This is a genomic window from Pseudarthrobacter sp. RHLT1-30-1, from assembly GCF_059383415.1.
The window spans coordinates 91,007-117,815 of the sequence record NZ_JBWZCG010000009.1; the positions used below are offsets into that span (position 1 = coordinate 91,007).

Annotated in this window: 24 protein-coding genes and 2 pseudogenes; 8 read left to right on the plus strand and 18 right to left on the minus strand. The window is 64.7% G+C overall.

Annotation, left to right across the window (positions count from 1 at the left end):
- The first annotated feature begins 354 nt into the window (after positions 1 to 354).
- Positions 355 to 564, plus strand: a complete 210-nt coding sequence (locus tag AC50YM_RS08860) for a heme-binding protein (protein ID WP_494956585.1) — start codon at positions 355 to 357, stop codon at positions 562 to 564.
- Positions 565 to 607: 43 nt separating this feature from the next.
- On the opposite strand, the pseudogene AC50YM_RS08865 reads toward AC50YM_RS08860, so the two are convergent.
- Positions 608 to 847: pseudogene (locus AC50YM_RS08865) on the minus strand (IS21 family transposase); the annotation flags it as partial.
- A 396-nt stretch (positions 848 to 1,243) separates the two neighbouring features.
- Between AC50YM_RS08865 and AC50YM_RS08870 the strand changes: the two are divergent.
- Positions 1,244 to 1,786, plus strand: coding sequence for a hypothetical protein (locus tag AC50YM_RS08870; RefSeq protein ID WP_494956586.1), 543 nt, complete (start codon positions 1,244 to 1,246; stop codon positions 1,784 to 1,786).
- A gap of 1,208 nt (positions 1,787 to 2,994) precedes the next feature.
- Here the strand turns inward: AC50YM_RS08870 and AC50YM_RS08875 are convergent.
- From AC50YM_RS08875 to AC50YM_RS08885, 3 genes are all read right to left on the minus strand, one after another.
- Positions 2,995 to 3,813: a DUF1206 domain-containing protein gene (locus AC50YM_RS08875; protein ID WP_494956587.1), complete on the minus strand. Its 819-nt coding sequence runs from the start codon at positions 3,811 to 3,813 to the stop codon at positions 2,995 to 2,997.
- 336 nt (positions 3,814 to 4,149) lie between these two features.
- Positions 4,150 to 4,959: a hypothetical protein gene (locus AC50YM_RS08880; RefSeq protein ID WP_494956588.1), complete on the minus strand. Its 810-nt coding sequence runs from the start codon at positions 4,957 to 4,959 to the stop codon at positions 4,150 to 4,152.
- Between the two features lie 205 nt (positions 4,960 to 5,164).
- Positions 5,165 to 5,377 carry a hypothetical protein gene (locus tag AC50YM_RS08885; RefSeq protein ID WP_494956589.1) on the minus strand — a complete coding sequence of 71 codons (213 nt, stop codon included), beginning with the start codon at positions 5,375 to 5,377 and terminating at the stop codon, positions 5,165 to 5,167.
- 342 nt (positions 5,378 to 5,719) lie between these two features.
- On the opposite strand from AC50YM_RS08885, the gene AC50YM_RS08890 reads away from it, so the two are divergent.
- Positions 5,720 to 6,124, plus strand: coding sequence for a low affinity iron permease family protein (locus AC50YM_RS08890; protein WP_494956590.1), 405 nt, complete (start codon positions 5,720 to 5,722; stop codon positions 6,122 to 6,124).
- Positions 6,125 to 6,351: 227 nt separating this feature from the next.
- On the opposite strand, the gene AC50YM_RS08895 is transcribed toward AC50YM_RS08890, so the two are convergent.
- The 5 genes from AC50YM_RS08895 to AC50YM_RS08915 all read right to left on the minus strand — a co-directional run bounded on the left by AC50YM_RS08895 (position 6,352) and on the right by AC50YM_RS08915 (position 9,462).
- Positions 6,352 to 6,528 (minus strand): CsbD family protein, encoded by a 177-nt coding sequence (locus AC50YM_RS08895; protein ID WP_069951468.1) that lies wholly within the window; start codon positions 6,526 to 6,528, stop codon positions 6,352 to 6,354.
- Positions 6,529 to 6,878: 350 nt separating this feature from the next.
- Positions 6,879 to 7,091, minus strand: a complete 213-nt coding sequence (locus tag AC50YM_RS08900) for a hypothetical protein (RefSeq protein ID WP_069951469.1) — start codon at positions 7,089 to 7,091, stop codon at positions 6,879 to 6,881.
- Between the two features lie 216 nt (positions 7,092 to 7,307).
- On the minus strand, positions 7,308 to 7,565 hold the full coding sequence (locus AC50YM_RS08905) for a hypothetical protein (protein ID WP_494956622.1): 258 nt from the start codon (positions 7,563 to 7,565) through the stop codon (positions 7,308 to 7,310).
- A gap of 85 nt (positions 7,566 to 7,650) precedes the next feature.
- Positions 7,651 to 8,388, minus strand: coding sequence for a GAF and ANTAR domain-containing protein (locus tag AC50YM_RS08910; RefSeq protein ID WP_494956591.1), 738 nt, complete (start codon positions 8,386 to 8,388; stop codon positions 7,651 to 7,653).
- A gap of 741 nt (positions 8,389 to 9,129) precedes the next feature.
- Entirely contained in the window at positions 9,130 to 9,462 is a 333-nt protein-coding gene (locus AC50YM_RS08915) for a hypothetical protein (protein ID WP_494956592.1), read from the minus strand.
- Positions 9,463 to 10,136: 674 nt separating this feature from the next.
- Here AC50YM_RS08915 and AC50YM_RS08920 point away from each other — a divergent pair.
- Both AC50YM_RS08920 and AC50YM_RS08925 read left to right on the plus strand, forming a co-directional pair.
- The gene (locus tag AC50YM_RS08920; protein WP_494956593.1) at positions 10,137 to 11,006 is read left to right on the plus strand and encodes a response regulator; all 870 of its coding nucleotides are present in this window, start codon (positions 10,137 to 10,139) and stop codon (positions 11,004 to 11,006) included.
- A gap of 640 nt (positions 11,007 to 11,646) precedes the next feature.
- Positions 11,647 to 11,763: pseudogene (locus tag AC50YM_RS08925) on the plus strand (IS110 family transposase); the annotation flags it as partial.
- Positions 11,764 to 11,769: 6 nt separating this feature from the next.
- Here AC50YM_RS08925 and AC50YM_RS08930 read toward each other — a convergent pair.
- Entirely contained in the window at positions 11,770 to 12,006 is a 237-nt protein-coding gene (locus AC50YM_RS08930) for a hypothetical protein (protein WP_494956594.1), read from the minus strand.
- 513 nt (positions 12,007 to 12,519) lie between these two features.
- Between AC50YM_RS08930 and AC50YM_RS08935 the strand changes: the two genes are divergently transcribed.
- From AC50YM_RS08935 to AC50YM_RS08945, 3 genes are all read left to right on the plus strand, one after another.
- Positions 12,520 to 13,194, plus strand: coding sequence for a response regulator transcription factor (locus AC50YM_RS08935; RefSeq protein WP_494956595.1), 675 nt, complete (start codon positions 12,520 to 12,522; stop codon positions 13,192 to 13,194).
- 388 nt (positions 13,195 to 13,582) lie between these two features.
- Positions 13,583 to 14,242, plus strand: coding sequence for a dihydrofolate reductase family protein (locus AC50YM_RS08940; RefSeq protein WP_494956596.1), 660 nt, complete (start codon positions 13,583 to 13,585; stop codon positions 14,240 to 14,242).
- A gap of 222 nt (positions 14,243 to 14,464) precedes the next feature.
- Complete coding sequence (locus tag AC50YM_RS08945; RefSeq protein WP_301231216.1) at positions 14,465 to 14,611, plus strand: lmo0937 family membrane protein; 147 nt, start codon at positions 14,465 to 14,467, stop codon at positions 14,609 to 14,611.
- A gap of 1,351 nt (positions 14,612 to 15,962) precedes the next feature.
- On the opposite strand, the gene AC50YM_RS08950 is transcribed toward AC50YM_RS08945, so the two are convergent.
- From AC50YM_RS08950 to AC50YM_RS08985, 8 genes are all read right to left on the minus strand, one after another.
- Positions 15,963 to 17,372 carry an aldehyde dehydrogenase family protein gene (locus AC50YM_RS08950; RefSeq protein ID WP_494956597.1) on the minus strand — a complete coding sequence of 470 codons (1,410 nt, stop codon included), beginning with the start codon at positions 17,370 to 17,372 and terminating at the stop codon, positions 15,963 to 15,965.
- Positions 17,348 to 17,710: an EthD family reductase gene (locus AC50YM_RS08955; RefSeq protein ID WP_494956598.1), complete on the minus strand. Its 363-nt coding sequence runs from the start codon at positions 17,708 to 17,710 to the stop codon at positions 17,348 to 17,350. Before AC50YM_RS08955 ends, AC50YM_RS08950 begins: the two co-directional genes overlap by 25 nt.
- A 51-nt stretch (positions 17,711 to 17,761) precedes the next feature.
- The gene (locus AC50YM_RS08960; protein ID WP_494956599.1) at positions 17,762 to 19,288 is read right to left on the minus strand and encodes a GMC family oxidoreductase; all 1,527 of its coding nucleotides are present in this window, start codon (positions 19,286 to 19,288) and stop codon (positions 17,762 to 17,764) included.
- Between the two features lie 161 nt (positions 19,289 to 19,449).
- A complete protein-coding gene (locus tag AC50YM_RS08965; RefSeq protein ID WP_494956600.1) occupies positions 19,450 to 20,298 on the minus strand; it encodes a 3-hydroxyacyl-CoA dehydrogenase in 849 nt (282 codons plus the stop codon).
- A 52-nt stretch (positions 20,299 to 20,350) separates the two neighbouring features.
- The gene (locus tag AC50YM_RS08970; protein WP_494956601.1) at positions 20,351 to 21,535 is read right to left on the minus strand and encodes a thiolase family protein; all 1,185 of its coding nucleotides are present in this window, start codon (positions 21,533 to 21,535) and stop codon (positions 20,351 to 20,353) included.
- A 34-nt stretch (positions 21,536 to 21,569) separates the two neighbouring features.
- On the minus strand, positions 21,570 to 22,763 hold the full coding sequence (locus tag AC50YM_RS08975; protein ID WP_494956602.1) for an acyl-CoA dehydrogenase family protein: 1,194 nt from the start codon (positions 22,761 to 22,763) through the stop codon (positions 21,570 to 21,572).
- Positions 22,760 to 24,292, minus strand: coding sequence for an acyl-CoA synthetase (locus AC50YM_RS08980; RefSeq protein ID WP_494956603.1), 1,533 nt, complete (start codon positions 24,290 to 24,292; stop codon positions 22,760 to 22,762). Before AC50YM_RS08980 ends, AC50YM_RS08975 begins: the two co-directional genes overlap by 4 nt.
- Positions 24,293 to 24,359: 67 nt before the next feature.
- The gene (locus tag AC50YM_RS08985; protein ID WP_494956604.1) at positions 24,360 to 26,738 is read right to left on the minus strand and encodes an alpha/beta fold hydrolase; all 2,379 of its coding nucleotides are present in this window, start codon (positions 26,736 to 26,738) and stop codon (positions 24,360 to 24,362) included.
- Positions 26,739 to 26,809 lie beyond the last annotated feature (71 nt).

The window sequence follows — 26,809 nt, forward strand, 5'->3', positions numbered from 1 at the left end:
GCTCGGGCGGGAACGTATCCGAATCCAAGCCCGTAGGCATTGTCCGTGAAGCCGGGCGCCGCGTTGGCTCCCTCATGGTCGAAAGCCCGACGGCTGCCGAAGTTGCGGCCGGGCTGTGGTTTCATGAACACGATGGCAGAGGCATTGTCCTTGCCCGAGGCCCGGGTTGATCAGCAACAGAGGCACCCCCGGTTTGCCGTCGGCAAAGCCCAGGTACCTCTGACGGTAAGAAAAAACCCGGCAACCAACAACCAGACGCCAATAACCGGGAACCAGCAACCCGTACCCCGAGACCAACAACCAGGGGCTCTACCGCTGGTTCCTGTCGGAGACCGGCCGTTCGGTCAGAAGACGATGACCGAACAGCAACCCTTCGAACTGCTCCGACGCTACCCGGCCCACGTGCTGGCCGAGGTTCAGGTTAACGCCCCGTTTGACCGGGCAGGGAACGCCGCCTTCCGCTGCCTCTTCAAAGACATCAGCGGCAACAACACCGCCCGGGAATCAATCGCGATGACCGCCCCGTGGTCCAGGGATTCGGCGCGCCGCAGAAACTCGCCATGACCGCCCCGGTCCTTCAAAGCGGCTCCCCGCCGGTGGACGACGAGGCCGAGGAGTATGTAGTTGCCTTTGCAGCGAGGACGTCGGCACTGACAGCACCAACTCTCAGCGCCGCGGTGATCCAGGCGTGGATGTCGCCGGAGTTCATTGAGCGGTGGAGCAGCAGAACGTCGATGAGCTCACGGGTCCCATCGGCATCGCCGTTGACCCTGCGGGAGGCAGCCCAGAACGCCTCGTGGGCGTTGGTGAAGGACCCGGACTCCCGCGTCAGGGCCAGGGCGGAAGAGCAGAAACTACCTGAACTGGTTCTACGGCTCAGGCTGGACGGAGCCCCGGGGATCAGCGTCTAGTGGAAGGATCACTCGGACCGCCAAGTGAACGTGTTCCTTGACCCCCGCAGCCCGTTCTCCTGCACTGAGGCGGCCCTCCAGGCCCCTCAAGCGTTCCCTGATCCGCGACAGAATCGATCCTGGGCGGCTTGTGCCCCGTCTCCAGAGTAGCTTGGGGGTCAGAGGAGCCCGGGTCGGCTGGCGAGGATGTAGTCAGCCGCGGCTGGCCCCATCATGCGCAGGCGAGGCCGGCCGTATCTGGACTTCATCGCCGAGGAACTCAACGACAGACCCGACGCCGTTTCCCGGCTACCTGACACCGAGGAAAGTCTTCACCAGACTATTGAGCGTGGATGTTGCTTCGACAGCTTGACGGCGCCGGTAATTCCATGGTTAGTGGGCAGGTTTTGTTATTTACTGGTGGTATCTGCATTGCTGCAAGCGGAAAGAGGCAGATCACCATGGATTCGGGCCAGCTGGTATGGATCATCGTCGTCATCGTCGTGGCACTCGTCATTGTTGGCCTGGTGGTCTTCTTCGGCCGCAAGCGGAAGCTGAACGCTGATCGGCGTCGGGCGGTCGAGATGCGCCAGCAGGCGGAGACAGATGAACTCGGCGCACGGGAGGGTGAAGCGAAGGCGGCCCGGGCGGAAGCGGACGCGCAGCAGGCCGAAGTGGATGCCGAACGCCTCCGCAGGGAGGCCCGCGATCGTCAGGAGGAGGCCCGGACTGTTCGTGAGGGTTCGCAGGAACGGGTCCGGGAAGCTGATCAGCTGGATCCGGATGTTGATGCCGGCGGACCCGGGGACGCGCGGCCTGCTCAGGGAACCGGGCCAGGATCAGCCATCTCCGGCGATGGCCAGAGCAGCCGCAACCCGGGCGGGCCAGAGGATTAGCTGAGGCGGCCGCTCTGATCCGGGGTGGATCAATTCCGTCCAACGTGTGAATATTTACGCTGAAGCGTCAGCAGAATCCGGTATCGGAGGACGAAATGAGGGCCAGGGTCAGAGTCATCGTCGGAATATTGGTGATCCTCTGGCTGGCGATCGGGGTCGCCGCGGCCGCGTAGCGGGCTATTTCGCCGGACAGCCGGCATCCTGCGCCTCGGTTGGAACTGTCGCGCTGACCATCGTTACGGGGCCGCTGAACTACACGGGCCTGAACCCCAGGATCGCCTGTGAGATTCCCCAGCCATCGCAGTAGCCCCGGACCCGGAGCCCGGAGGTCGGAGGTCGGGCCGGAACCGGCCTCTTGTGGAGAGCCGCCGCCGGTAGGCCTGGATTGCGGAGTACCCACCAGGGCGCCAGGCCCGGTGGCGGTGTCATTGTTGAACGTTGTTGAACGTTTCAAAAAATGAAAAGGCAGGTAACGGTCATGAACATTCTTCTCATCGTCGTAGTGGTCCTTGCGGTGCTGTTCTTCTTCGGAGGCGGGCTGGTTTCTTCTTTGAACTTCTGATCTGGGTTGGCGTGGTGCTGTTGATCCTCGCCGCCGTCGGTTTCTTCGTCGGGCGCAGGAGGAGCTGAAACCCCCGGGCTGGATGAGTCCGCGGAGAGTCGCTATCGGCTGGTGGGCCAAGGCCTGCCGCTGGCGGTGAATGTGCGGCGATCGCAGGGGTTTTCCGGATAGTCATTCACTCCCCGGACCGGAAATCAGGCGACGATGCTCATTCTCATACGACTACCGTGACGGGCTGCAGGTCCGGACTAGCAGCCCGCATCCTGGTGACCCATCAGCCGAACGCATGACGGGGGGCGTTTATCGGGCGAATCCAGTGCGGCACGGGGCGGCGTCGAGCCGTCCATGTCATTGCGAAGGTGAGCAGTCGTCAGATTTCCGGTGCCCGGCGCGAATCAGTGATGCGGGCCTTCTTGTCCTGGAATCACCTGCGGCCGCATTGATCAGATCCGGGGCGTGAACAGAGGCGTCCGGAAGATCGGCACGGTTCACGTCTGCACCGCGAAGATCGTCTCCGGTGAGGCCTGCTGGCCTTCCCACCTCCCGGCCCCGTCGGCTGTCGGCGCTCTCGCGGTAGTTGCCGTCCCGGGCGGCCCGGCCGTTCCCCTTACGTCAATGGGGCAGGAGCCGGCCGCGCCGGGGGAGCTTACATCCGCGCGAATTTGGCCTTCACCATCAGGTAAAGGCCGTAGCAGATCAGCCCGGCGCCGACGGCGGTCAGCATGTAGACCCCGTAAGGCTGCTCGCGCAGTGCCTTCAACCCGCCATCCAGGCCAGTGGACTCCTGAGGGCGGGCGTTGGCGGTGGCGATGATGAACAGCAATCCCACCAGAAACAGTGCGACGCCCTCGGCCACGTAACCGACGACGCCCAGCCCGGTCACAATGGACCGTGCGGTGCCCGAGGAGGGCAGCCGCAGATCTTTCTTGAACGATCCTTTGACTCCGAGGACCACGAAGATAAGGCCGGCGATGGCGATCCCGGCCCCGATGGCGATCAGCAGGACCGACCCCCCGGGTGCTTTGATGATGGAGACGGTGAAATCGCTGGTGGTCTGTCCGCTGTTCTTGCTGTTCCCGCTGGCGGACGCGGCGAACGTCACTGCGATGGCAGCGAACACCACCGCCTTGCCGGCTGCGGCAAGCTTCTTCCCGACCTTCTTCCTGGCCTCCAGCTGACCGTAATTGAACACGGCGTCACTGGTTTGCCAGAGTGCCAGAGCCACGCAGGCGGCGAATCCGGTCCACAGCAGCAGCAGTCCCGGCGGCTGGGCGGCGAGTTGGGCGACTGCGCCGGCCTGGTCCGCCTGTCCGGCCTTGCCCAGTGCCAGCTGGATGGCGACGAACCCGATCAGCAGGTGCAATAGACCGCTGACGGCAAAACCTGCTCTGGCCGCAATGACAAGAGCCCTGGAGTTCGATGCGTCCTCGACCGCGTTAGCGGCGTCGTCCAGCTCCTTCTTCATTTTCCGATCCTTCGTGCAAGCGCGCGCAGATGCCGTGGTTTGTAACACGCCCATTTTGTCACGTGAGTCCACGCTCACACAGGCCTGGGCTGAGCCAGCGAAGACAGCCGGTACCATCGTCGGTTTCCCGGCCGCAGCCCGGATTGCTTCGCGGGCAGAGGTACGGTACGCGAGCACACCAGACCATACCCGGGGCTTCGCCTCGGCGCGATCCCTGCAACGCTGGGTCAACACCGGGGAGGCGACGGCCGCCGTGACCGGACATGGCGGGTTAGGACGCCCGGCACACCGAGGGACTCATGCTCCCGTGGCCCTGCGAAGCTGAGCGCAAACGTGCTATCCGTCGCTGTCGGTTTCGGTGTTCTTGGTGCAGTTGTCGAAGGGCTTGCCCTTGGTCGGCGGCTCGCCCGCCGCGAGACGGTCCGACTCTCGAGCCCCGATAACGGACTGGGCTCCACCGGATCCGGCGTCGGCAGGTGAAGGTCCAGGCGGTACGGCCCCGGCGGGCGTGCCAGATCCGGTCACGGTCCGCTGCCCCTCGGTCATGGCGGGGTCGTTGAACATCTGCTCGACGGGCGCCTCACCTGACTTGGCCCGTTCCGGATGCGAGTGATCCCCCTGCGCCTTGGTGCCCGCCTCAGCGATGTCGACCGCTTCTCCCACATCTGCACCGGTGCGGGCGTGATCGGCCGTGACGTCGGCGCCCGGCGCGGGGTGCCCGGCCCGCGTCGCAGCGTCCTGGCCGCCGAGCGGATTCCCGGCCATCGGCTTATGCGTATCGGTTCCGGCCTTGCGCACGGGATCCACGGTACCGTCCGCACCGTAGTCACCCTCGGGGTACTGACCGATTTCCGATCCGGCTGTACGTCCAGGAGCCGTCCCGGCGTCGCCATAGTCGGCCGTCACGTAGCGCCCGGATTCTTTGGCCTGATCTCCCAAGGGTTCGGGCAGGCCGCCTTCACTGCCAGCCGCACCGTAGTCACCTTCGATGTATTGGCCTTCCTCGTCCTCAGCGTGGCGGCCGCTCTGCACGCCGGCCTTGCCATAGCTGCCTTCGACGTACCGGCCACGGAGCTCCCGTTCTTCCGGTTTCTCTTCCGTGGCCTCCTGATCCACGGGCACTTCGGAGTCGCTGCGGTCTGTCATGATCCTGCCCTCCCGAGACGAAGCCCTGCGTCTACTCCGGCGCAATTCAAGTCTAGCCAGAGCCACTGCACCGCAACAGGGGCGGCGGCGTCGGCCGGGACGGCGGCTTTGGCCGCCCGGCCGCAGCGAGGTGTGCAGGCGTCTCGCCGATCGTGCTTTTGCAGTCTCCGGACCCCCGGAGCGTGGCATGCAGGACTGTGCTCATTCATCGGTCGTTCTTGAGGGTTTTGGGGGCTGCGGATGACGGTGCTGCCGGGACCGGCGCGCCGGCGGCTGCGGGAGCCGTCAGCGGCACCTTACTAGTGATCCGCAGCGGGTTCCCCTGCAGCATGTGCTTCCCCTGCGGGGTGCCGGGCCTGTTCAGATGGTGTGCCAGCTTTTCTTCAGCGTACTTGCGCCGCTTTCCAATGATGCGCATCTGCTGAGTCGTCAGATTTTCGCGACGGACAGGGTGACCGGGATGACGGGCCCGTCCCGTGCCGCCGGGGGCGCCGTGGGCCGGATCCGGACCGGTGTTTTCGCTCATGAACGCATCGTCCCACAGCACTTCCCGGAGCAAAAGAGGGCCATATGCTGCCCTCGCGTGCGCTCTGCGTATGGGGAGCGGCACGTTGTCAACCGCCGCCGGACTTTCCTGGTGCCGCTGGCTCTCGGCTAATAGTCGGTGTCGCGCAGGGGCGCGCAGGCGCGCGCACCCTATGCTTCCGGCCCGCACGCGCGGCCCGTGTCCTTGTCAGCCTCCTGACGCACAGCTACCCTGATGCCAGACGGGCACAATGGTGGGCCACGGCCGGCAGATCCTGGGCGGGGCGGCTTCATACGGTTCACGACAAAGATGGCCAGCGTGCTGGGGCATGCCCGGGTGTTTGCCGTTGCGGTCGCCGTTCTGATTGTCTGGGCTTTCACCGGTCCGCTGCTCGGTTCTTCTGACACCTGGCAGCTGGTCATCAATACGAGCACGACCATCGTGACGTTCCTGATGATGTTTATCATCCAGAACACGGCGAACCGTGACACGGCGGCGATGCCTGTGAAGCTGGTTGCGACCATGCTCGAGCTGAAGGTCAGCAACCCCAAGCTGTACGACGCGGAGAACGAGGGCGAGACGGAGCTCGAGGACCAGCGCAAACGCATCGAGCGTGAAGGCGAGAAGGTGAACGGGTAGTAGCTCAGTCAGACTGCGTGCGGAGCCCACATCACTGGTTTCTCCAGAGCGTCCACGGGGACCGGGACCCGCACATGAAGCCCGATGCCCTGTCAACCGAAACTTATCAGTCACACATGTTGGGACTTGAAAAGACTTCGGGAGCGGCCGCTTGATCTTTCCTGCTGCCAGGCATAGGCAGAGGTGAGGTCCGGACGGACCGCACCTCTGCCTTCTGGCTGCGTGTCTCAGTGTTTCTTGAAGGCATCCTTGATTTTTTCGCCGGCCTGCTTCAGGTCCGCTTTGACTTGCTCGCCTTTGCCCTCGGCCTTCAGCCGGTCGTTGCCGGTGGCATCGCCGGCGGCTGCTTTGCCCTTGCCGTGGAGTTTCTCGGCGGCGTTGTGGATCTTGTCACCCAAACCCATGGTCGTTCTCCTTATTTGGCCGCCCCCGCGACGTGAATGCCGTGGAGGCCGACAGTTAATTGTAGGGACGGAACCGTCAAGAGTCGGTGCGCTGGGCGATCGGAATAGCCGGTGATTTGGGCCGGAATTGGCGGTCGGTGCCGGCCGGTGGGTCCGCCGCGTGGATTTTGGCACCGTTTCTTCGCTGCAGGCATACGGTTGTAATTTTCGGCCCCGGGTGGCAGGTCTTCCTCAGTGCTGAAATGGCACCCGGACACACAGAACAAACGTGACGCACCGCCGCCGCGTCCCGGCAAGCGGTTTCATCCACGAACGGTGAAGGCCCGTCAGCAGCCTGGATTTGCGGGGTCCTATGCGATCAACGTGTGCAGATCGACCCCGAAGAGGGCCACGAGAGGCCACAGGACAATCGCCGCGAGGCCTTCCAGAATATTGCCGGGAACGTTCCATGCCACGAGATAGCCGTGGGTGGCGGCGACCACTACCCCGATGATCAGATACACGATCCCGATCAGACCTATTCCGCGCCTGCCCATTTTGCGCCTGCCAATTCCGCGTATCATCGCTCATCTCCCGCTGCGGGGTGTGAATCAGATTATAGTATCGTCGGGGGCGTTCGGGGGAGTGTCACCATCGGCTCAGATCAGAGCCTCAACGCCTCTGGGATTGCCATCGAGTGAGCTTCTCAACTCATGCCTCGCCCCAGCTCATCCTTGAACTCCTGACTGAACCGCCGACGTGGTGCAGACACACTGCCGTTTTCTCTTTCAGGGGAAACCTCAGAGCACGTTCGACCGGCCTGCAGCGCGCAGACCGGCGGGACCGGCGTACCTGATCAGCACGATCCCCGGGAAAGCCCGCTCAAGGCCAGGGAATATCTGCAGCAGCGACCGCAGACGGTTGATCGCGCGGGTGCATTCATGGGTCGGGTCGGCATCGAACCCGACCGGCGGCGGTCGGGCACGCTGGGTGATGAGGTGGAAGCCTGCGCTGAACGCGTTCGCGATTACCTTCGCCGGTCGGTTCGAAAGAACCACTCACTAATGAAAACCGGCCGGACCCACACACCGTTTATCGGACAGTCCCCCGGGTGCACGGCGGTACGTGTATCAGGGTTGTCGTTCAGGCATCGAACCGGGTTTCTGGGGTCACGTTGCCGGAGACCCCGAGCAGCAGTTCTTCGGCGACTTGGGATAGTTTTTTATTCCGGTGGTTTGAAGCCCGGGTCAGGATGGCGAAGGCCGTTTCCTGGCTGCAGCGGTTTTGGGCCATGATGGCTCCGCAGGCGAGGTCGATTGTTGAGCGGTTTTTCATGGCGGCTTTGAGGTCTTCGGCCAGGAGCTGTTCGGTTCCTATCCGAACGGCCAGGCGCAATGCGTCGCCGGCGATCGTGGCGAAGTTTTCGGCGATGGTGATGGACGCTGGGGTGAAGGCCCCGGCGGCTGGAGCGAACAGGTCAAGCGCGGCCCAGGAATCTTTGCCGAGCTCAAGCGGGATTCCGAGGACGGCGTGGTAGCCATGGGTTGTGAGTTCGCGTTGGAACTCGGGCCAGCGCGGGTCGCTGTTGACGTCGTTGAGCAGGACCGTGGTGTTGGTTTCCAGTGCCAGCATGCAGGGGCCGCCGCCGAGGGCCTGCTCGATCTGGTCCAGGGCGAGTGCTTCCTCGCTGCTTCCGGCGATCGTGATAGTGCGCCGGCGCCGCCGCAACGCCACGGCGCACTCGACCGGATGGCCGATGGCCGGGCTGATGGTCCGGGCCGCGAAGAGCGTTAGCCCGTCCAGGAACTCTCTGACAGTGCCTGATTCCGTGATGAGGTCCTGGAGTTCAGAGACGGCGGATTCATCGGAAGGACTTGTCATGGACTCAGAATACGACGCACGGGAGCCCGTGTGCGCCGTTTTCATATCCGGGTGCCCGGCTTGTACCGGCCGGCCGTGGCGGCTTTCGCTGCCCTGGGCCATCGGCAGATTTCCGGCCGTGAGCGGCCGGGGCGGCCCGCGTTGTTCCGCGGGTACTCGTTCCGTGGTGAGAGCAGCAGACGAAATCCCTGGGGTCGCAGCGGTGCCCCCAGGGGCAACTCGCGGCTGGCTCCGGATGCCGATGACCTGGCGCAGGTTCTTGACGGCGGCGGGACGGGCAGCCACGTTCACATGGCGACGTTCCTGTTCCCCGCTGCCGTTCGCTTTTGGCTCCGATGATGTTTTCAGGTTCGAGGGCTTCAGGCATTGCCACGGTTGCCGGCACCACGCAGGTCAGGATTCGTTTCGATGCCTGAGGGGCGGCACCCCTGGGTTCCGGAGGGCGGGGAACGGGGCGTCCCTTATGGGTGGTGCGGGCCATGACGGGCGTTCCCGGATGCACGGCCCGGATGGCTCGGGCACTGTGTTGGGGCAGGGGCGTTGTCCCCGCAGTGCGGCGCTCCAGTTCATGGGTGACGAGCGTTAGCAGTTCGTGGGCGGAATCGGAGCCTGCCCTTTCCACGCACTTGGTGAGTGCGGTCCGCAGCCGGTACAGCTCGGCGGAGGGCACGCGGGGCCAGCGCCGGAACTTAGCGAAGATCCGTGAGGCGGGGGATTCATGCATATTCAGGCGGTAGACACTCATGCCGCCACCGCCCGCGCTGGGTAGGTGCGCCGGGTACTTACCCCGGGGTTCCCTTCGGGCCGGGTCCGGGCAGTGCCGGGAATACTCGCTGCGGCGATCCGGGTGTCCTGCGGGCGCGCAATCTGGAGTATTTGCAGGGCCTGCGGCTGGGCGGCTGCCAGTTTTCTCAGGTCCATGGTGAGGCTGCAGCCCGGCGCGAGTGAGGCTGCTCGGCCTGCTACGGGGAGGAGCCCATGGACGTTGCGGACGGTCAGTTCCCCGGTTGGGGTGACGGTGATGGTGCCGGAACCCAGGTCCACGGCTACAGTGACATCGAGTTTGCTGGTCATAGACCGGATCTCTCTACGATTCACGAGCGGCCTGCTGCCGGACCACTTCCAGACTACAGGCTTCCGGTGGGCCGCGTCACATTACCGTCATGGTTGCACCGTTGCCTCCTCCGAACCGGACGCATGTCCGGGGCATAGGGCACTCGTCTAGCGTGGGGGTGTGCCTATGCTTTCACGGGACACCGCCACCGGCCCCGGCGCTACGACAGCAGGCTCCTGCGTCTTCCCGCTCTCGGGCCTCGTGGCGCCGAAAAGCTGCCCTGCCTCATGGGCTTACGACGACCGTAAACGCGGCGAGGGAAGAACCCACGTCCAGGCCATGCTCTCCCTCCCGGCGCCGCCTGAACGTTCTCCGGGGCGATGCTCCGTGACGGCAACACTTGCACCCCGGTAACGGCGCCGGTTACCCGCCTGGCCGCCTGAGGCGCGACACCGGTCGTCTGCGCGGCCCCGGCGATGTCCGGGTCCAGGGCTTGACGAAGTCTTGCCCGGGTGCTATCAGGTCCGGGTCGCTATTAGGTCTAGCGTGGGGAGCAAGAGCCTGCGCGCATGAATGCGCGCCGGCAGGGGGCCGGACGGGGATCCGGGTTCGTCTTCGCATCAGTGGGGCCTGCGTCAGGGATTCACTAACAACGCCTCGGGGGTCTCGGAGGCGAAAGAACGGAACAGCGATGATGGCTGACCCGAAAAACCACCCGCACAACAGCTTTGCTGGCCGTGGCGTGTATCTGCTGGACGACCACGAGGTAGTGAGGCGGGGGCTGCGCCAACTGATCGAGTCCAATGGACTGGGCATCGCCGGGGAATCCGGGTCCGCGCGCGAAGCGGTCCGGCGGATCCCGGCCCTTCGCCCGGAGCTGGTGATCCTTGACGATGATCTTCCGGACGGTTCCGGTGCCGACGTGTGCCGGGCCATCGCCGCGGCGGAGCCGGGTATCCGGTGCGTGCTGATGACCGGGGACAGCGACGAAGCCGTGCTGATCGACTCCATCCTGGCCGGCGCGTGGGGGTGCCGGTCCAAGCAGGATGGCAGCATAGAACAGCTCAGGCTCATCCGGCGGGTTCTGGCCGGGCACACCGCGTACAGCGCCCGGTTCCATCCGGAGCTCGTGGCCCCGTTCTCCCTCCCCGGGCCGCAACGTCCGGATGAGATGCTCCTGACTCTCACGAGACAGGAAATGAATGCCGCGATCGGCCTGGGGAAAGGGCTGAGCAACCGCCAGATCGGCCAGGAGATGTTCCTTGCAGAAAAGACCGTGAAGAACATGGTCTCGACCATCCTGATGAAACTCGGCATGGCGCGCAGGACCCAGGCCGCCGTGCTCATCACCACAACCCTGAACCACCCCGAAGACCCCGCCGGCCGCGGCTACCGGTCCAGCCGGTTCCCGGATCTGATCCCGGAGGTCACGGCAGCACTGCTGAACTGCACCAGCGAGTCCCGCACAGTCCCGCCCACGAACGAAGCGCGGGCAGGGGACGCCGTCCGGCTTGCGGACGCCCTTACCGCGGCCCGGACCGGGCTGATGGTCACCCGCCCTTAACCAAGAAGCACATAGGAGCCGGACTCCGGCAACACGGATCCCGGCACCCTGCAGGTATGCCGGGGCATGACGTCTTGCCGCTGGTGGCGGATGGGGTTCGGCGTCCAAGGGGGCCGTTGTCCTCTGCGTCCACGCCCGGGACGGGCGTTGACTGGGATCTCGGGGAAACGGCGCGGCCCGGGACGCGAACGGCGTTCCCGGGTCCGACAAAGCAGGAGACCCGGCGGGTTTCCCCTTGGCGCTGTTTTTGGGGGCGTTGAGGGGGAATTACGGGACTCCCGGACAGGATGGCCTCAAGAAGCATCCTGGCAAGGCTTGTTCAGGGTTCCGCAACAAGAGCGAAAAGGGCCTCGCTGCGCTCGGACAGCACAAGCATTTCTCCTTGCTTTTTTGCTGCTGTTCTTATGGTGTTGACGGGTGGTTTCGTGGCCGTTGTAGGGTCGTGGCTACCCGGGGGAGACGGGTATGGCTTTGTTGCTGCGGCCGGACGACTCATCTCGTGACGGCTCCGTAGGATTGGCCGCCCGCCACCCCGCGATGACCCGACCGCTCATTGAGAGACGCGACAAGATCGCCGGATAAGGACACGACGGCGCGGTTATCTGCCGGGATCCACCCAACCGACAGACTGGAGGCTGTTTTGGCCAAATTGTGGGCCGGCATCGACGCCGGCAAAGCCCACCACCACTGCGTCGTGATCGGCGCCGACGGAAACCGTCTGCTCTCGCAGAAGATCCCCAACGACGAACCAGCCCTGCATGCCTCAGCCGCTGTATGAGGCAAGGTGCGGCAAGTGGAGGTCGCTCAGGCGCTCATTGAGGACCAAAGCCAGCAGATCGCTGTCCTGGACCGGCAGCAGAATCAGTCCGTTCAGATATGCATCGACGACCAACAGGTCCTGGTTGCCCCCGTACACGAAGTACGCCAACCACGCGTCATGGACTTCGAGGTCTGCGAGCAGGAACGCAACATGAGTCAATTCCTGCTGGTTTTTGTCCATCAGAACCCACACCCTCTTACCTCCCGAACTTCGCAGAAGTGCGGGATTTCAAGCCGTTGTTTGATCGCAGGACAAGCATTCCCCCGGTCTCCGATAAGGCTACGACTGCGCCCGCACGGCGGCCACCCTTTCTTCATCGGGCCACCGCGCACTGCAGTGTTCTGTCCCGGATGGCCGGAAGCTGGCACGACGGGCCCGGCAAGGGGCCGATACGGGCCTCGCTGCGCTCGTGCAGCATGGGCGTTTCTCTTGACCTCGCCGGGGCATATGCCGCAACGCGTTGGTTCCGGATCCGGGATGCCTGCGCGCCCAAGGTGTCAGGCCTGACCCGGTGTCGCCGCGAAGCAGCATCTCCCGCGCCAGGTCACCACTGCCACTTCCTGGCTGGGTGATGGTCCTTTGGCCCTAGCAGCAGGTCTTCCCGTTTGGAACGATTTTGGTAGGTGACCCCCGGGTGGGAGGGACCTGCACGAAGTGGCGGGTCGGTGGCGCTCAAACAACAGGAGTCTGTCGATGGGTTTGCCTTTGGACGCCGCTGTGGGCCGGGAACGGGCCCCGGGTTCGGTGCGCGTCTTTGTCGTCGATAGTCACGAGCTCGTCCGGGAAGGGCTGAGGGACTTTCTCGAGGGAGAAGGCCTCGAGGTGGTCGGTGAGTGCTGGTCAGCGGCCGAGGCCAGCCGCCGGATCGTGGAAGCGGGCGCGGACGTGGCGGTACTGGATGGGCGTCTGCCTGACGGGACCGGAATTGAAGTCTGCCGGTATGTGCGCTCCGTTGATTCGGATCTGCAGTGCCTGATGATGACCAGCTATGTCGATGACGAGGTGCGTCGCAGTGTCGTTCTTGCCGGCGCGGCAGGTTATGTGCTCCGGCAAGTCCGTGGCCACCACCTGGCCCGGGCCATCCGTCGTGCCGCGACGGGGGAATCGCTCCTGGGCCCTGACGTGCTGGAGCGAGTGAGGGCGTGGTTCGCCAACGCGGCGGCGGACCCGGGATTTGGTGACCTGACCGGCGCGGAGAGGGAAGTGCTGGCACTGATTGGCAAGGGTCTGAGCGACCGGCAGATCAGTGAGGCATTGGGTCTGGCTGAGACGAGGGTACGTGAGCTCGTTTCCACGCTGCTGGTCAAACTGGGGTTCGGAGGCAATGTCGGACCATCGGTCGCCCGGCCGACAGATGCACTCCCGTGAATCGACGAGAGTGAGCCGTCCGGCGGTCGGATCCCGGGCCTGAACAGTGCACTTCACATTGGGTTGCCGCTGTGGCGTTCGCCCGGCAGCGCATCCTCCACGGATGAGACGAGGAGAAGGGTCCGGTCACCTTCACGGGATTCCTCCCCGCCCCGGATACCCCTCGGCCGGCTCATGAAGAATCGTGGGACGAACGCCGCACACTGCTATCACCTGCGAGGACCGGCAAGTCATCCTTTTCGGATGAGGCGCTCTTCCCCGGGTGCGGTGCAGACGATACAACGCCCGCAATCGGGCCTCGCTGCGCTCGGGCAGCACAAGCATTTTCCCTATTTCTTTTTTGCTGCTGTCCGTTGGATTGCGAACGGCAAGCACTTCAGGAGATGACATGTCCCTCGTCCGCGTGCATAACTTCTCGGTCTCCCTCGACGGCTTCGGCACCGGCGAGGGACAGCAACTCGACGCTCCGTTCGGTCACGGAGGCTCACGGTTAATGGAGTGGGCCTTCGAGACGCGCACCTTCCGCGAGATGGGCATCCACGGGGAGTCGGAGGGATCCTTCGGCGTCGATGAGTCGTTCGCCAGCATGTGGGGCCCGGGAATCGGCGTGGAGATCATGGGGCGCAACAAGTTCGGCCCTCAACGCGGTCCCTGGGAGGACGAGGAATGGAAGGGATGGTGGGGCGATAACCCTGTCTTCCACACCCCAGTCGTTGTTCTGACACACCATCCCCGGCCGGTACTTGAGATCGAAGGCGGAACAACCTTCCATTTCGTGGACGCCGACCCCGTCTCCGCGCTCAAGCAGGCCCGTGCCTTGGCCGGTGACCTCGACGTCCGGATCGGTGGCGGCGTCAGCACGGTTCGACAGTTCCTCGAGGCCGATCTAGTCGACCACATGCAGATCGTCCTCGTGCCGATCGTCCTGGGCCGGGGTGAACGGCTCTGGGATGGACTCGAAGGACTCGAACAACGCTTCGACATCGAAGCGACCCCTTCCCCATCCGGAGATCTCCACCTGATCTTCACCCGTCGCACGGAGCGGTAGGCCGACATGGGAGCGATCGCCCGTGGACGACCGTTTTACGGGACAGTCTGACCAATTGAACTTCCACGAAGGGCGAGGCAGCATGCCCGACGCATCATCGTTCCAGGAGGCCGACCGGCTCGTGCCCTACGCCTTGTCTTTCTGCTATTTCTACCTACACCAGTACTGACATATGGTGATACGCACCACACGATTACCGTGCGGGAATTAAAGGAGACTCTCATGCTGCTCTGGATAGCCATCATTATCGCAGTTCTCTGGCTTCTCGGCCTGCTCGGCAACATCGGTGGCGGGTTAATTCACATACTTTTGGTTATCGCCGTGGTCGTCTTGATCCTCCACTTCGTTCGCGGCAGGTCCCGCACGTAAAATACAAAACTGTGGTCCGCCCCTGCTGGACAGCGAGGTGGGAGCTGCCGCCGTTCTCGGGCAAGGCCTGCAAGTCGCCTGAGGCGACCGACAGATGGCTCTGTACTGACGAACATGCCAGCCACCCGCCGGGCGCCCAGCCCTGAGGCGGGCGCAGAAGTCACCGGCAGCCGCTGACCTGGCCAGCTGCGCCGTTGTGCCTGGCCTGGTCGTTGTCATCGCCGCTGCCACCTGCGGCACCGAATGCGGACCGAAGAAAACGGGACCAGATTTGCGATTCTCTCATTAGATGGCCGTGTATTTGGAACGCTGATAACCGGCCTTTCGTCGTTCTGGGAACTCTATGGGTTCGGTCGTGCTTCTGTGCAGAGGGTTCTGGTCATGCGCGGTTCTATTCTTTCCGCCATGAGATGTCCGAAGGAGGTGCAACACCGTGGCGCTCGTTGATTCCCAGTCTTCCGCTTGCCCGGATGTTGGTGCCGGTCGAGGCCGAGCCCCGGCCAGGGCTCGGGCATGTGGGTGACACAGGTCTGAATGACGGCGCGGAGCAGACCGGCTTCTCCATGCCGGCAGGGTTACGGCCGTTTTGCTGGTTGTTGCACCAAAGTGGTCAAAATAGAAGGTGTGCACAATGTGCACACCTTGGCCGTCGGATCGGGTCGAACCGGTGCCGGATTGGGCCGGATTGGGGAGGTTTTCGGGGGAGTGGCGGTTTTGCAGGGCCCGGAGTCCGGTTCGAGTCCCACCTCGGGCACGTGTTTTCCCTGTTCAGGGGCTTGTGGGCCTCTGGATGTGGACGGACTGTTCACTTGTGGCACCTTCGGGGCCTTTGCAGCTGGTCGGCGCTGTGGCCAGGGTGCCTCCTTACTGATTGACTTGGCAGCAGGTTCGCTCGCTACATGTTCATGGCGGGGAGCAGCTGGAACTGCATGATTGGTCGGAGCCCCGTATATTTCGACTCGATGGTCCAAACGGCGGCGCCGTGGCTCGCTCCCTTCAGCGGGGTACCGTCTGACCTGTTGTCACCCCCTGCACCGAAGACCGACCCCGCCCGTCGCGCCGTGCCGGCGCGGGGCCGGTCTCGACTGTCTTTCCGGGGCGAGACATAACCGACACAAACAGCCGGATTTCTTAGTCCTGGGAAACCAACGGATCGTCCTGCTGCTGGTTCGGTGTGCCGCGACCGGACCCAATGTCTTGCCTGAATATGGCAAGGACTCACCGAAATCTCGATGGGCGCCCAGCCTCAAACTCCGGCGTGGTAGAAGCAGTAACCTCTGTGCGGAGGGTACTGCCTCTACAGATAAGTAGCCCTCAGCTGCCTACTCCGGCCGCCGCAGGCTGCCTCCACCTAGCCGTTGATGACCTGGGGTACGCCGAGTGCTTTGAGGCCTTCGACGCCGAACTCAAGGCCGTAGCCGGATTGCTTTGCGCCGCCGAATGGTATCCGGGGGTCCACGGCGCCGTGCTTGTTGATCCAGACGGTGCCGGCCTGGATGCGGGCGGCTACTTCGCGGGCGGCGGGAAGGTCCGAGGACCAGACAGAGGCGCCCAGTCCAACCTCGAGTCCGTTGGCCTTTTCCACGGCTTCATCCACGCTGCTGTATTTGATGATCGGCAGTGCGGGGCCGAACTGTTCCTCAGCCACGAGCGGGTTGTCGTTGTCTATGTCCGCCACCAGCGTGGTGGGGTAGAAGTAGCCCGGCTGGTCCGTCTCCGGGTTACCGCCTATCAGGATCCGGGCCCCGCTTTCGCGGGCCGCCTCGACGAGGTTCGCCACGATGTCGTACTGGGACTTGTTCTGCAACGGTCCCAGGACGTTGTTCTCGTCGAGCCCGTTGCCCATGGGCATCGCGGCGGCGACGTTGGTGAGTTCCTCGCAGACGGCGTCGTAGATATCCTCGTGGACGTAGAGGCGCTTGAGGGCGGCGCAGGTCTGGCCGGTGTTGATGAAGGCGCCCCAAAAGAGGTCCTGGGCGATGGCTTTGGGGTCTGCGTCGGGCAGGACGATGCCGGCGTCGTTGCCGCCGAGCTCCAGGGTGAGGCGTTTGACGGTGTCCGCGGAGGATTTGATGATGGCCTTGCCGGCGGCGGTGGAGCCGGTGAACATGATTTTGCCGATGGCTGGGTGGTCGGTGAGGCGGGCGCCGACGTCCCGGCCGCAGGAGACGACCGACAGCAGCCCTTCGGGCAGTTCTTCGTTGATGACCTTGATCAGGGCCAGGACGCTCAGCGGGGTGTTCCCGGAGGGCTTGACCACGGCGGCGTTGCCCATGCGCAGGGCGGGGGCAATCTGCCAGACGGTGATCATCATGGGCCAGTTCCACGGCCCGATGGCGCCGACCACACCGATGGGGCGGTAGTGGAGTTCGGCGCGGGTTTCGCCGTCGTCCACCACGGTTTCCGGTTCCAGGGGGATGGTGGCGGCGGCGCGCAGCCAAGCGGCGCAGGCGCCGACTTCGAAGCGGGCGTTGGGGCCGTTCAGCGGCTTGCCCTGCTCTCGGGAGAGCAGCCGGGCGAGTTCCTCTGCGGAGCGTTCGACGGCGTCGGCTGCTTTCAGGAGCGCGGCGGACCGGCCGTCATGGCCCAGCGCAGCCCACGCCGGCTGGGCAGCCTGGGCGGCCGCCACTACCTGCTCCAGGTACTCAAGGTCATGGATGGGGGCCTCGCCCACCGGGGTGCCTGTAGCAGGGTCAAAGATGGTCCGGGTTTCGCCCGAATCCTGGGTAATCGAGGTCAGAAGGGCATCGTAAGTTTCCATGGGTTGGTATTCCTCGTCGAGTAGGGAAAACGGTTAGGCGGTCGTGACCGGGTAGTCGAAGATGAAGGCGCCACCGGTGGCGTAGTTGGGGACGTCCGCCTGGACGGCTCCGCCTTCGGGGAAGACAGGGCACGGCCCAGTGCCTGATGGTCGTCGAAGTCTGCCTCAAAGACGGCAAAGTAGCCGGATTGTTCCTGCTGCCCTGACACGTCGAAGCTGTAGCGACAGGCAAGCATGCCTGGCAGTTTTTGCACCAGGGTCACGTGCGTTGTCTCGTAGTACTTAATGAATTGGGCGCGGTCAACGGGTTCCGGATATAGAACCAGGAGCTTATGCATCGGTCTGAACCTTTGAGGTTACGTCTTCTATTTCCGGGTTGCCCTGTGCCGTCATTCCGTGACGCTCTTCCCCGTGATGAATTCGGCGGCCCGTTCGGCGATCATGATGGTCGGGGCGTTGGTATTGCCGGTGGTGACGAGCGGCATGGTGGAGGCGTCCGCAACACGGATGCCCTGCAACCCATGGACCTTAAGGCTCCGGGGGTCGACCACTGCGAGGGCATCCACCCCCATCTTGCAGGTGCCGACCTGGTGGTGATAGGTGATTGCCGTCCTGCGGACGTAGTCTTCCAGTTCGTCGTCGGAAACCTCAGGGCCAGGGTAGAGTTCCTGCGCGCCCCAGTCCGACAGGGCCTGGGAACGCCCGAGTTCACGGCACTGGCGGACCGAAGCGACCAGCGAGCTGACGTCCTCTGCCGCGGACAGCGCTCCAAGATCGATCAGCAGCGGATCTTCTGCCCGTGGGCCACTCAGTTTGATTTCGCCGCGGCTCGCCGGGCGGACGATGCCGCCCATCAGTGTGAAGCCGTTTTCGGGGCCTTCCATCCCTTCGCCGTACATGGGAAACGAGAAGTGGATCGGCTGGGTGTCCGGTACCACCATATCGGGCTGGCTTTTCCAGAACAGGTGGGTTTCGGCGGGCGCGACTTCCGGAGCCGGCACCTCTTTCTTGGTGGTCGTGTAGATCACGGGCGAGAGCAGGTGGTCGTGAAGGTTTTTGCCGACGCCCGGCAAGTCCAGGACCGGTTCGATCCCGGCTTCTTCAAGTTCCTTCCTGGGTCCGATGCCGGAGCGCAAAAGCAGTCGAGGGGAATCGATGGCTCCTGCGGTCAGGATGGTCTCCGCGGCCTGAATGGTGTGAAGTTCTCCGCCCTTCTCAAACTCGACCCCGGTTACGGTGTCGGAGTCAAGCAGGAGGCGGTGCACATAGGCCCCGGTGATCAGGGTGAGGTTCTCATGTTCCGCCACTGGCTTGAGGTAGGCGTGCCAGGTGTTGAAGCGCTTGCCGTCCCTGACGTTCAGCTGCATTTTCGAGACGCCTTCGACGTCCCCGCTGTTGTAGTCCTCGTTGAGTTTGATCCCGACTTCCTGGGCGCCTTCAAGGATGGAATCCTGTACGGGGTTGGTCGGGAAGTCCTTCACCACGTCGAGCGGCCCGGAAGTGCCGCGCGTCGCGGACGCGCCGCCGTCGTAATTCTCGATCGCCTTGAATACCGGCAGGACCTCGTCCCAAGACCAGCCGTGGTTGCCCAGATAGGCCCAGGTGTCGTAGTCCTGCTTGGCGCCCCGTACCCAAATGGTGGCGTTCAGGGCATGGGAGCCGCCGAGCACTTTGCCCCGTGGCAGGTGAAGTTTGCGGCCGAGGCATCCATCCTGTTCGGTGGTGGAGTAGTCCCAGTCCTCGGGGCCGTGCCACAGCGCACCTAGCGAGTAGACGGTTGCAATGTCGGGGTTGGTATCTTCTCCGCCAGCTTCCAGTACGGCGACGGTTTTTCCGGCATCGATCAGGCGGCGGGCGAGCACTGAACCGGCCGAGCCTGCCCCGACGATGATGTAATCGAAACTTGTGGTTGTCATCTTTGACCTTTCACACTGTGACCCGCGGGATTAGTGCGGGTACCTATTAGTTGTTCGCCGACCCAGAGGTCTGACGTAGGAATGTAACGCAGTTCGCAGAGGAGAACAGGGCACGACGGGCGACCTGCGGCGACGGTTCTCGCTAGAGACGTCGAGCCGGGTTACTCGTAGTCGTAGAATCCCTTGCCCGTGGCACGCCCCAGGTGTCCCTTATCGATGAAGTCGCGTTTGAGGATCTCTGCGAATTCCCTGAGCTCCGGATCGTCACTGCGGGAGTTGAGGTTGTACGGGGTTTCCATGCCGATGATGTCGTAGATCTCGAACGGGCCGAAGGGTGAGCCGGTCGCCTTGCGCCAGGTCAGGTCGATCGTCGCCACGTCGGCGATGTCGCGGACAAACAGCCTGGCGGCCGCGGTCATAAACGGAACCAGCAGGGAATTCAGGATGTACCCGGGCTGTTCCTTCTTCAGCCGGACGGCGATCATGCCGATCTCCTCGGCGAACGTGGCCACGGCCTCCAGTGCCTGCGGGTCGGTGCCGGCATGGCCCATCACCTCGCCGGTGTTCTGCCGCCAGACCTCGTTCGCGAAGTGCAGGGCCAGGAACTTCTCCGGCCGCCCGGTGGCCTCCGCAATGTCGCTGGGCAGCAGCGTGGACGAGTTGGTGGCGAAGACGGTCTTTTCCGGGGCGACGGCGCCGGCCTTTGCCCAGGTGGCGCGTTTGATCTCCAGGACTTCCGGGACCGCCTCGATCACGATGTCGGCGTCCTTGAGCGCGTCGGCGAGGTCGCTGGAGGTCCGGATGCGTCCGACGGCGGCGTCCAGCTTTTCGGGGGTGGCGTCGGGCAGGTCACGCAGGTAGAGCGGCTTGAGGTACTCCCAGCGGTCAGCAAGTTTGCCGAGGATCTCGTCGGTGAGGTCATAAGCGACGACGTCTTTCCCGCTGTAGGCGGCCTGGAAGGCGATCTGGGATCCGAGGACACCCGTGCCGAGCACGGTGAGGTTTTGCATGGTGACTCCTTGGTTGTGGTTAGGTGGCTTGTTAGGGGGTATGCCGTGCAGGTCAGAGCGCCTCGAAGAGCCCGGCGGCGCCCATGCCACCGCCGATGCACATAGTCACCACGGCGTACTTGCCGCCGCGTTCCCGGGTGGCGTGCAGCGCGTGCCCGGCCATCCGGGCGCCGCTCATGCCGTAGGGGTGGCCGATGGAGATGGCTCCGCCGTCGACGTTGAACCGTTCCGGGTCGATGCCGAGGGTGTCGCGGCAGTGGAGGGTCTGGGAGGCGAAAGCCTCGTTGAGCTCCCAGAGGTCAATGTCGTCGATGGCCAGCCCGTGCCGGGAAAGCAGTTTCGGAACGGCGGTGACCGGGCCGATGCCCATCTCCTCGGGTGCGCAGCCGGTGACGGCGACGCCGTGGAAGATGCCCAGCGGTTCGAGGCCACGGCGGGAAGCCTCGGTTGCGTCCATGAGGACGACGGCGGCTGCCCCGTCGGAGAGCTGGGAGGCGTTGCCTGCGGTGACACTGAACCGGCCCGGGTGCTGCGCGTCCCGGTCCAGGACCGGGCGGAGCTGGGCCAGGGTTTCGGCGGTGGTGGTGGGCCGGTTGCCCTCGTCCTGGGTTAAGGGCCGGACCGCGTCGGTGGCGTTCCTGTCCTGCTGCGGGGACAGGGGGACGATTTCGGCGTCGAAGGCTCCGCGTCGTTGGGCTGCGGCGGTTCGCTGCTGGGACTCGGCGGCGTATTGGTCCTGGGCCTCGCGGGAGATGCTGTAGCGGCGGGCAACGAGTTCCGCGGTGTCGAGCATGCTGGAGTACAGGCCGGGAACATTGGCGCTCAACCATGGGTCCTGGGCGCGGTGGGCATTGAAGTGCTGGTCCTGCACCAGGGACACGGCCTCGGCTCCGCCGGCAACGACGATATCGGCGTCGCCGGCTTCGATCATGCGGGCTCCGAGGGCGATGGCCATGAGCCCGGAGGCGCACTGGCGGTCTACCGTCATCCCGGGCACCGTGATTGGTAGCCCGGCGCGCAGGGCGGCCTGCCGGGCCAGGTTCATTCCCTGGCTGCCCTGCTGCAGGGCTGCGCCGAGGATGACGTCGTCGATTTCCTCGGGGCCAAGCCCGGCACGCTGGACCGCGTGCTCAATGGCGTGGCCGGCAAGGGTCTGAGCGGGGGTGTCGTTGAAGGCCCCCTTATAGGCCCTACCGATCGGGGTACGGGCATAGGACACTAGGACTGTTTTGCGCACGGTGGATCTCCTGAAAGGCTTGCAGCGGGGGACGTTAGACGAAGGCGGAGATTCCGGTGAGGGCCCGGCCGACGATCAGTGTGTTGATCTGGTGGGTGCCTTCAAAGGTGTAGATCGCCTCGGCGTCCATGAAGTGCTTCATCACCTTGTTCTCCAGCACGATGCCGTTGCCACCAAAAACCTCCCGGCACAGCGCGACGGTCTGCCGGGCCTGGGAGGCGGCCAGCAGCTTGGCCAGTGAGGCATGATCTTCCTTCAGCTCGCCGCGGTCAGCCAGCCGGGAGGCCTGGACCAGCGCCCCCATGGATGAAGTGATGTTCATTTCGGAGCGGACCAGCAAATCCTGCACAAGCTGGAACCGCGCCAGGGGACGACCGAACTGGCGGCGTTCCGTCGAGTGCGCCAGGGCGGCATCGAAGGCCCCGATCGCATTGCCGAGCGCAGTCCACCCGACCTCCAGCCGCGTGGACTTCAGCACCTCGGAAATCTCTCGAAATGAGCTGACCCCCGGCAACCGGGCCGTGTCCGGGACGCGGACGTCGGTAAGGGTGATGTGGGCGTTCTGCACCGTGCGCAGGCTGTACTTTCCCTCGATCTTCTCAGCGAACCATCCCGGGGCATCGGTGGGGATGATGAAACCCAGGAAGCGGCCGTCCCCGCCGTCCTCCTTGGCCCATACGATGGCTCTGTGGCCCCAGGTGGCGTTGCCGATCCACCGCTTGGCGCCATTAATCACCCAATCCGCACCCTCCCTGCGGGCCGTGGTGGTTAGACCCCCGGCGATATCGGAGCCCGAGTCCGGCTCGGTCAGCGCGAAGGCACCGACCAGCTGGCCCATGGCCACCGCTGGCAGGATTTCAGCCTGCTGGGAGGGCGAACCGAAACGGCGCACCGACAGTCCGAACAGCGAGCCGCTGACACCGACGAAGGTGGCCAGCGAGGCGTCCTTGCGGGCGAGTTCTGCGGTGAGCAACCCGCGAAGCAAGTGGCTTGGCTCCTGACCGGTGTGCAGGTGTTGGCCCAGCAGACCCTGTTCGGCCAGTGACCGCACGAGTTCGAACGGGAACTCAGCTTTCTCCCACGCACGGTTCAGCCCGGCGTCGTCGAGGCCGGCCAGGAAGGAACGCACCTTGTCGAGCACCGCCTGTTCCTGGGGATCCAGCAGCGTCTCGAAGAGCAAGAGGTCGTGGATCTGGGTCTGCGTCTTGGTTGTGGTGGATAAGCTCATCCGAAAGCTCCTTGGCGGTTGCGCAACTCCGTCTTGAGCAATTTGCCGGTGGAGGTGCGGGGCATCTGGTCGATGAATTCGATGTGCTTGGGGATCTTGAATCGGGACAGGGCGGGAGCCACCGCCGCGCGGATGTCCTCGCCGCGCGTGGGCTCACCGCTGTCTTCGAGCACGATGAATGCCTTGCCGACCTCGCCCCACTGGTCGTCGGGCACCCCGACGACGGCGGCCTCGGCGACGCCGGGCACGTTCAGCAAGGCCGACTCAACCTCGGCCGGGTACACGTTCTCCCCACCGGAGACGTACATGTCCTTGTACCGGTCCCGGATCCAGTAGTAGCCCTCCTCGTCCTGCACGGCAGCATCCCCGGTGCGGAACCACCCGTCAGCAAAGGCCTCCGCGGTGGCCTCGGGGCGTTGCCAGTACTCGCGGATCACATTGGGGCCCACCGTTTGGATCTCCCCGATCTGCCCTGGGCGCGCAGGCTCACCGCCCGGGGCGACGAGGCGCACATCGACGAGGAACTGCGGCTTGCCGGCGGAGCCGGCCTTGCGGACCCCGTCCCCGGCGCCGAGCTTGAGTACCGCCGGGGCGGTTTCGGTCAGGCCGTAACCCTGCTGGACGGCGACGCCCCGTTCGGCCCAGCCGCTGAGAATGCGCTCGGGCACCGGGGCCCCGCCGACGATAATGGTCCGCAACGACGACAGGTCCGTCGTGCCGAACAGGTGATGGTGGGCCAGTGCGTCGAGCATCGCCGGCACCGCGAACACGCTCGTCACTGCCCGGTCCTGGATCGCGGAGAAGATGGCTTCGGGCTCCACCCCCCGGTGCACCACGATCGTGCCGCCCTTGAGGAAGGTCGGCAGCACCAGCCCGTTGAGCCCGGCGATATGGAACAGCGGGGCGGCGGCGAGGCACACCTCGTCAGGACGGATGTCCGAATCGATGAGGACGTTGATGTCATTGAAGAATAGGTTGCCGTGAGTGAGCACCGCGCCCTTGGGCTTACCGGTAGTACCGGAGGTATACATCAGCACCGCGGGATCCTCCAGGCCACAGCTGACCTCCGGTACCGGCAACGAATCAACCGGCATCTGCCCGTATGCGACTCCTGCGGTGCCGGTGCCGTCGATGTCCACCAGGACGCCGGCGGGGATCCTCTCGGCGATCATCCTGGTGGCTTCGGCCTGCTCCCGCCCGAAGAACAGCACCAGCGCACCGCTGTCCGTCAGGATGTACTCCGCCTCTGCGGGAGCCAGGCGGGCGTTGACCAGCACGCAGATCGCCCCGATCCGCGTGGTGGCGAACAAGGTCTCGAGCAGCGCCGCATGATTTGCACCCCAGTAGGCCACCCGGTCACCCGGACCGACCCCCTGACGGGCCAGCCAGGCAGAGAGTGCCTCCACCCGGGCAGCGAATTGTGCGAATGTCAGCGTTGCGCCCTCGAACTCCACTGCTACTCGATTGGGGCTCAGCATCGCACGCCGGCGCGGCCAGGACCCGATTCCTAAGTTCTGAAGGCTGGGCATGTCGTGTGTCTACTTTCGGTTTGAGGACGGACGTCTTTGTCGCATGTGGTCAGCGGGTTGTGATGAATTACGAGGCACCTTCGCTGGCGGATGCGAGCCGGAGGGGCGCGTCTGCCCAGAAGCCGAGGATCAGGTTGGCGAACTCCTCGGCCCGCTCGATCTGCGGCATGTGCCCGGTGTCTCGGAAGGCGTGCGTGCGGGCCTGTGGCAAGTGCTTGCTGGCGGCGGCAAGCTGGGCGAACGGGAAGATCTTGTCCTTCTCACCCCACACGACCAGGGCCGGCACGTGCTGGGCTGCGACTCCGTCCATCAACTCCTTGCGCCAGGCCTCGCGGGAACCGCGGAACGTGCCGAGTGCCGCGGCGGTGTCCAGGAAGACACGGGTGGCGTCCGGCCGCGAGGCCAGAAGGAATCCACGGCGAACCCTCTCGTCTGTGACCAGCGCAGGGTCGTGGAACAAGCTGAGCTCGAGCCGTCGCGCCGAGGCCGGGCTGGGCTTGCCCAGGAGCAGCTCGCCCAGTGGCCGGACCGACATCAGCCGGACTGGCAGGGCGACCTCGCGGCCGAAGCCGGCACTGCCGGCGAGCACGAGGCTGCGCACCCGCTCGGGAGACTGCAGCGACAGTTGCATCGCGACGGCCCCGCCGAGGGAGTTGCCCACCAGGTGCGCGGGCTCGGTGATGCCCGCCGCGTCCAGGAACGCCTCAAGGAAGCGGGCCAGGGCCGGCAGCGTGTACGGCTCGCGCAGAGGCGCGGATTCACCGAAGCCAGCCAGGTCGACGCTTACGACGCGGTACCCCTGGCCGGCGAGCAACTCGTGCTGCTCGGTCCAGTCCTCGAGGCTGCGGCCGATTCCGTGTACCAGCACGACCGGGGTGCCGTCCCCCTCGTCGCGGTACCGGACCTGTCCGCCGCCCACCGCGACGCTCTGCGTATGAGGAGCGCTCAGCCCCTCGGCCAGCGCGGGCGGCGGGACCTGAGCGCCGTCGTTGCGCTGGAAGCTCATGGACCCGTCCTCAAGCTGGCGGCGGCTGAAGAGCCGGATGTCCTTCATGTAGTTCTGGTGCAGCCGCCAGGGCACCCGCGAACCCTGCTTGGCCATCCCGTCCACTCCCCGCCGGATGTAGCCGGCGTCGAGGTCGAGGAAGGGATGGGGAGTTTCATCGGTGGGGGTGAGCGGGGTTGCGCTGGCATACCCGTTCTCGTCCAGATGCTGCAGGAGGTGGCATGCGTAGCGGCTGATCAGGTCGGCCTTCAGCGTCCAGGAGTTGTTGGTGTACCCCGTGACCACGCTCAGGTTGGGCACACCGGAGATCATCATGCCCTTATAGGCGAACCGCTCGCCGACGTTGACCTTCTCGCCGTCGACGCTCAACGTCATGCCGCCCAGCCACTGCAGATTCAGCCCGGTGGCAGTCACGATAATGTCGGCGGGAAGCTGCTCGCCGGATTCAAGTTCGATCCCGTCCTCGGTGAAGGACCGGGTGGCGCCGGTGGCGATTGAAGCTTTGCCGTCACGCAGTGCCGTGAACAGGTCACCGTCAGGGACCGCGCATATGCGCTGGTCCCAAGGGTTGTAGGGCGGATTGAAGTGCGTATCGACGTCGTACCCCGCGGGGAGCAGCTTGATGGCGTCCTGACGGATCTTGGCGCGAACCATGTCGGGCTTGCTGCGACTCAGTGTGTACTGCAAGTGCCGGTTCAGCCAGTTCTTCCACCGCAGGACCGAATAGGCCCCGGATGCGGGCAACACGCGCCGCAGCAGATCGGCCAGTGGGTCGACCGCCGGCACAGATGCGATGTACGTGGGGGTACGTTGCAGCATGGTCACATGCGCGGCCTTCTCCACCATGTTCGGGACCAGCGTCACAGCGGTGGCACCACTGCCGATCACAACCACGCGCTTGCCCGTGTAGTCAAGATCCTCGGGCCAGTGCTGGGGGTGCACGATCGGGCCGCGGAACCGCTCCTCGCCCTTGAACGCCGGCCGGTAGCCCTCGTCGTAGCGGTAATACCCGGTGGCACCGATGACCCACGAGGCGGTGAATCCGATGGTCTCCCCGGTGTCGGTCCGCTCTGCGGTCACCGTCCAGTGGGCGTCGTCCGTGGACCACTCCGCTGACAGGACCCGGTGGTGGAACCGGATGTGACTGGTGATCCCGTACTCGTCGGCGGTCTCCTCGACGTAGCGCTTGATCGACTCCCCGTCGGAGATCGCCTTCGGCTCCTTCCACGGCTTAAAGGAGTAGCCGAAGGTATACATGTCCGAATCGGAACGGATGCCGGGGTAACGGAACAGGTCCCAGGTCCCGCCAATGGCGCCGCGCGACTCCAAGACGGCGTACCGCTTACCGGGGCACTCTCGGACGAGGTGGGCAGCGGCGCCGATGCCGGACAGGCCAGCGCCGATTATCAGGACGTCAATGTGCTTAGTGGCCTCGGCCATCGTCTCTCCTTTGAAACAGGTGCGGGGGGTTGAAACAGGTGCTCGGGGCGGCCCCCAAGGGACGTGGGGAC

Bases quoted from the DNA above. Each gene is read 5' to 3' on its own strand.
- AC50YM_RS08910 (WP_494956591.1), bottom strand. From the start codon at position 8,388: ATGACAAGTCCTTCCGATGAATCCGCCGTCTCTGAACTCCAGGACCTC.
- AC50YM_RS08915 (WP_494956592.1), bottom strand. From the start codon at position 9,462: ATGACCAGCAAACTCGATGTCACTGTAGCCGTGGACCTGGGTTCCGGC.
- AC50YM_RS08890 (WP_494956590.1), top strand. From the start codon at position 5,720: ATGCCAGACGGGCACAATGGTGGGCCACGGCCGGCAGATCCTGGGCGG.
- AC50YM_RS08870 (WP_494956586.1), top strand. From the start codon at position 1,244: ATGTTGCTTCGACAGCTTGACGGCGCCGGTAATTCCATGGTTAGTGGG.
- AC50YM_RS08935 (WP_494956595.1), top strand. From the start codon at position 12,520: ATGGGTTTGCCTTTGGACGCCGCTGTGGGCCGGGAACGGGCCCCGGGT.
- AC50YM_RS08945 (WP_301231216.1), top strand. From the start codon at position 14,465: ATGCTGCTCTGGATAGCCATCATTATCGCAGTTCTCTGGCTTCTCGGC.
- AC50YM_RS08965 (WP_494956600.1), bottom strand. From the start codon at position 20,298: ATGCAAAACCTCACCGTGCTCGGCACGGGTGTCCTCGGATCCCAGATC.
- AC50YM_RS08930 (WP_494956594.1), bottom strand. From the start codon at position 12,006: ATGGACAAAAACCAGCAGGAATTGACTCATGTTGCGTTCCTGCTCGCA.
- AC50YM_RS08985 (WP_494956604.1), bottom strand. From the start codon at position 26,738: ATGGCCGAGGCCACTAAGCACATTGACGTCCTGATAATCGGCGCTGGC.
- AC50YM_RS08980 (WP_494956603.1), bottom strand. From the start codon at position 24,292: ATGCCCAGCCTTCAGAACTTAGGAATCGGGTCCTGGCCGCGCCGGCGT.
- AC50YM_RS08940 (WP_494956596.1), top strand. From the start codon at position 13,583: ATGTCCCTCGTCCGCGTGCATAACTTCTCGGTCTCCCTCGACGGCTTC.
- AC50YM_RS08860 (WP_494956585.1), top strand. From the start codon at position 355: ATGACCGAACAGCAACCCTTCGAACTGCTCCGACGCTACCCGGCCCAC.
- AC50YM_RS08885 (WP_494956589.1), bottom strand. From the start codon at position 5,377: ATGCGCATCATTGGAAAGCGGCGCAAGTACGCTGAAGAAAAGCTGGCA.
- AC50YM_RS08960 (WP_494956599.1), bottom strand. From the start codon at position 19,288: ATGACAACCACAAGTTTCGATTACATCATCGTCGGGGCAGGCTCGGCC.
- AC50YM_RS08950 (WP_494956597.1), bottom strand. From the start codon at position 17,372: ATGGAAACTTACGATGCCCTTCTGACCTCGATTACCCAGGATTCGGGC.
- AC50YM_RS08975 (WP_494956602.1), bottom strand. From the start codon at position 22,763: ATGAGCTTATCCACCACAACCAAGACGCAGACCCAGATCCACGACCTC.
- AC50YM_RS08895 (WP_069951468.1), bottom strand. From the start codon at position 6,528: ATGGGTTTGGGTGACAAGATCCACAACGCCGCCGAGAAACTCCACGGC.
- AC50YM_RS08955 (WP_494956598.1), bottom strand. From the start codon at position 17,710: ATGCATAAGCTCCTGGTTCTATATCCGGAACCCGTTGACCGCGCCCAA.
- AC50YM_RS08920 (WP_494956593.1), top strand. From the start codon at position 10,137: ATGGCTGACCCGAAAAACCACCCGCACAACAGCTTTGCTGGCCGTGGC.
- AC50YM_RS08875 (WP_494956587.1), bottom strand. From the start codon at position 3,813: ATGAAGAAGGAGCTGGACGACGCCGCTAACGCGGTCGAGGACGCATCG.
- AC50YM_RS08900 (WP_069951469.1), bottom strand. From the start codon at position 7,091: ATGATACGCGGAATTGGCAGGCGCAAAATGGGCAGGCGCGGAATAGGT.
- AC50YM_RS08880 (WP_494956588.1), bottom strand. From the start codon at position 4,959: ATGACAGACCGCAGCGACTCCGAAGTGCCCGTGGATCAGGAGGCCACG.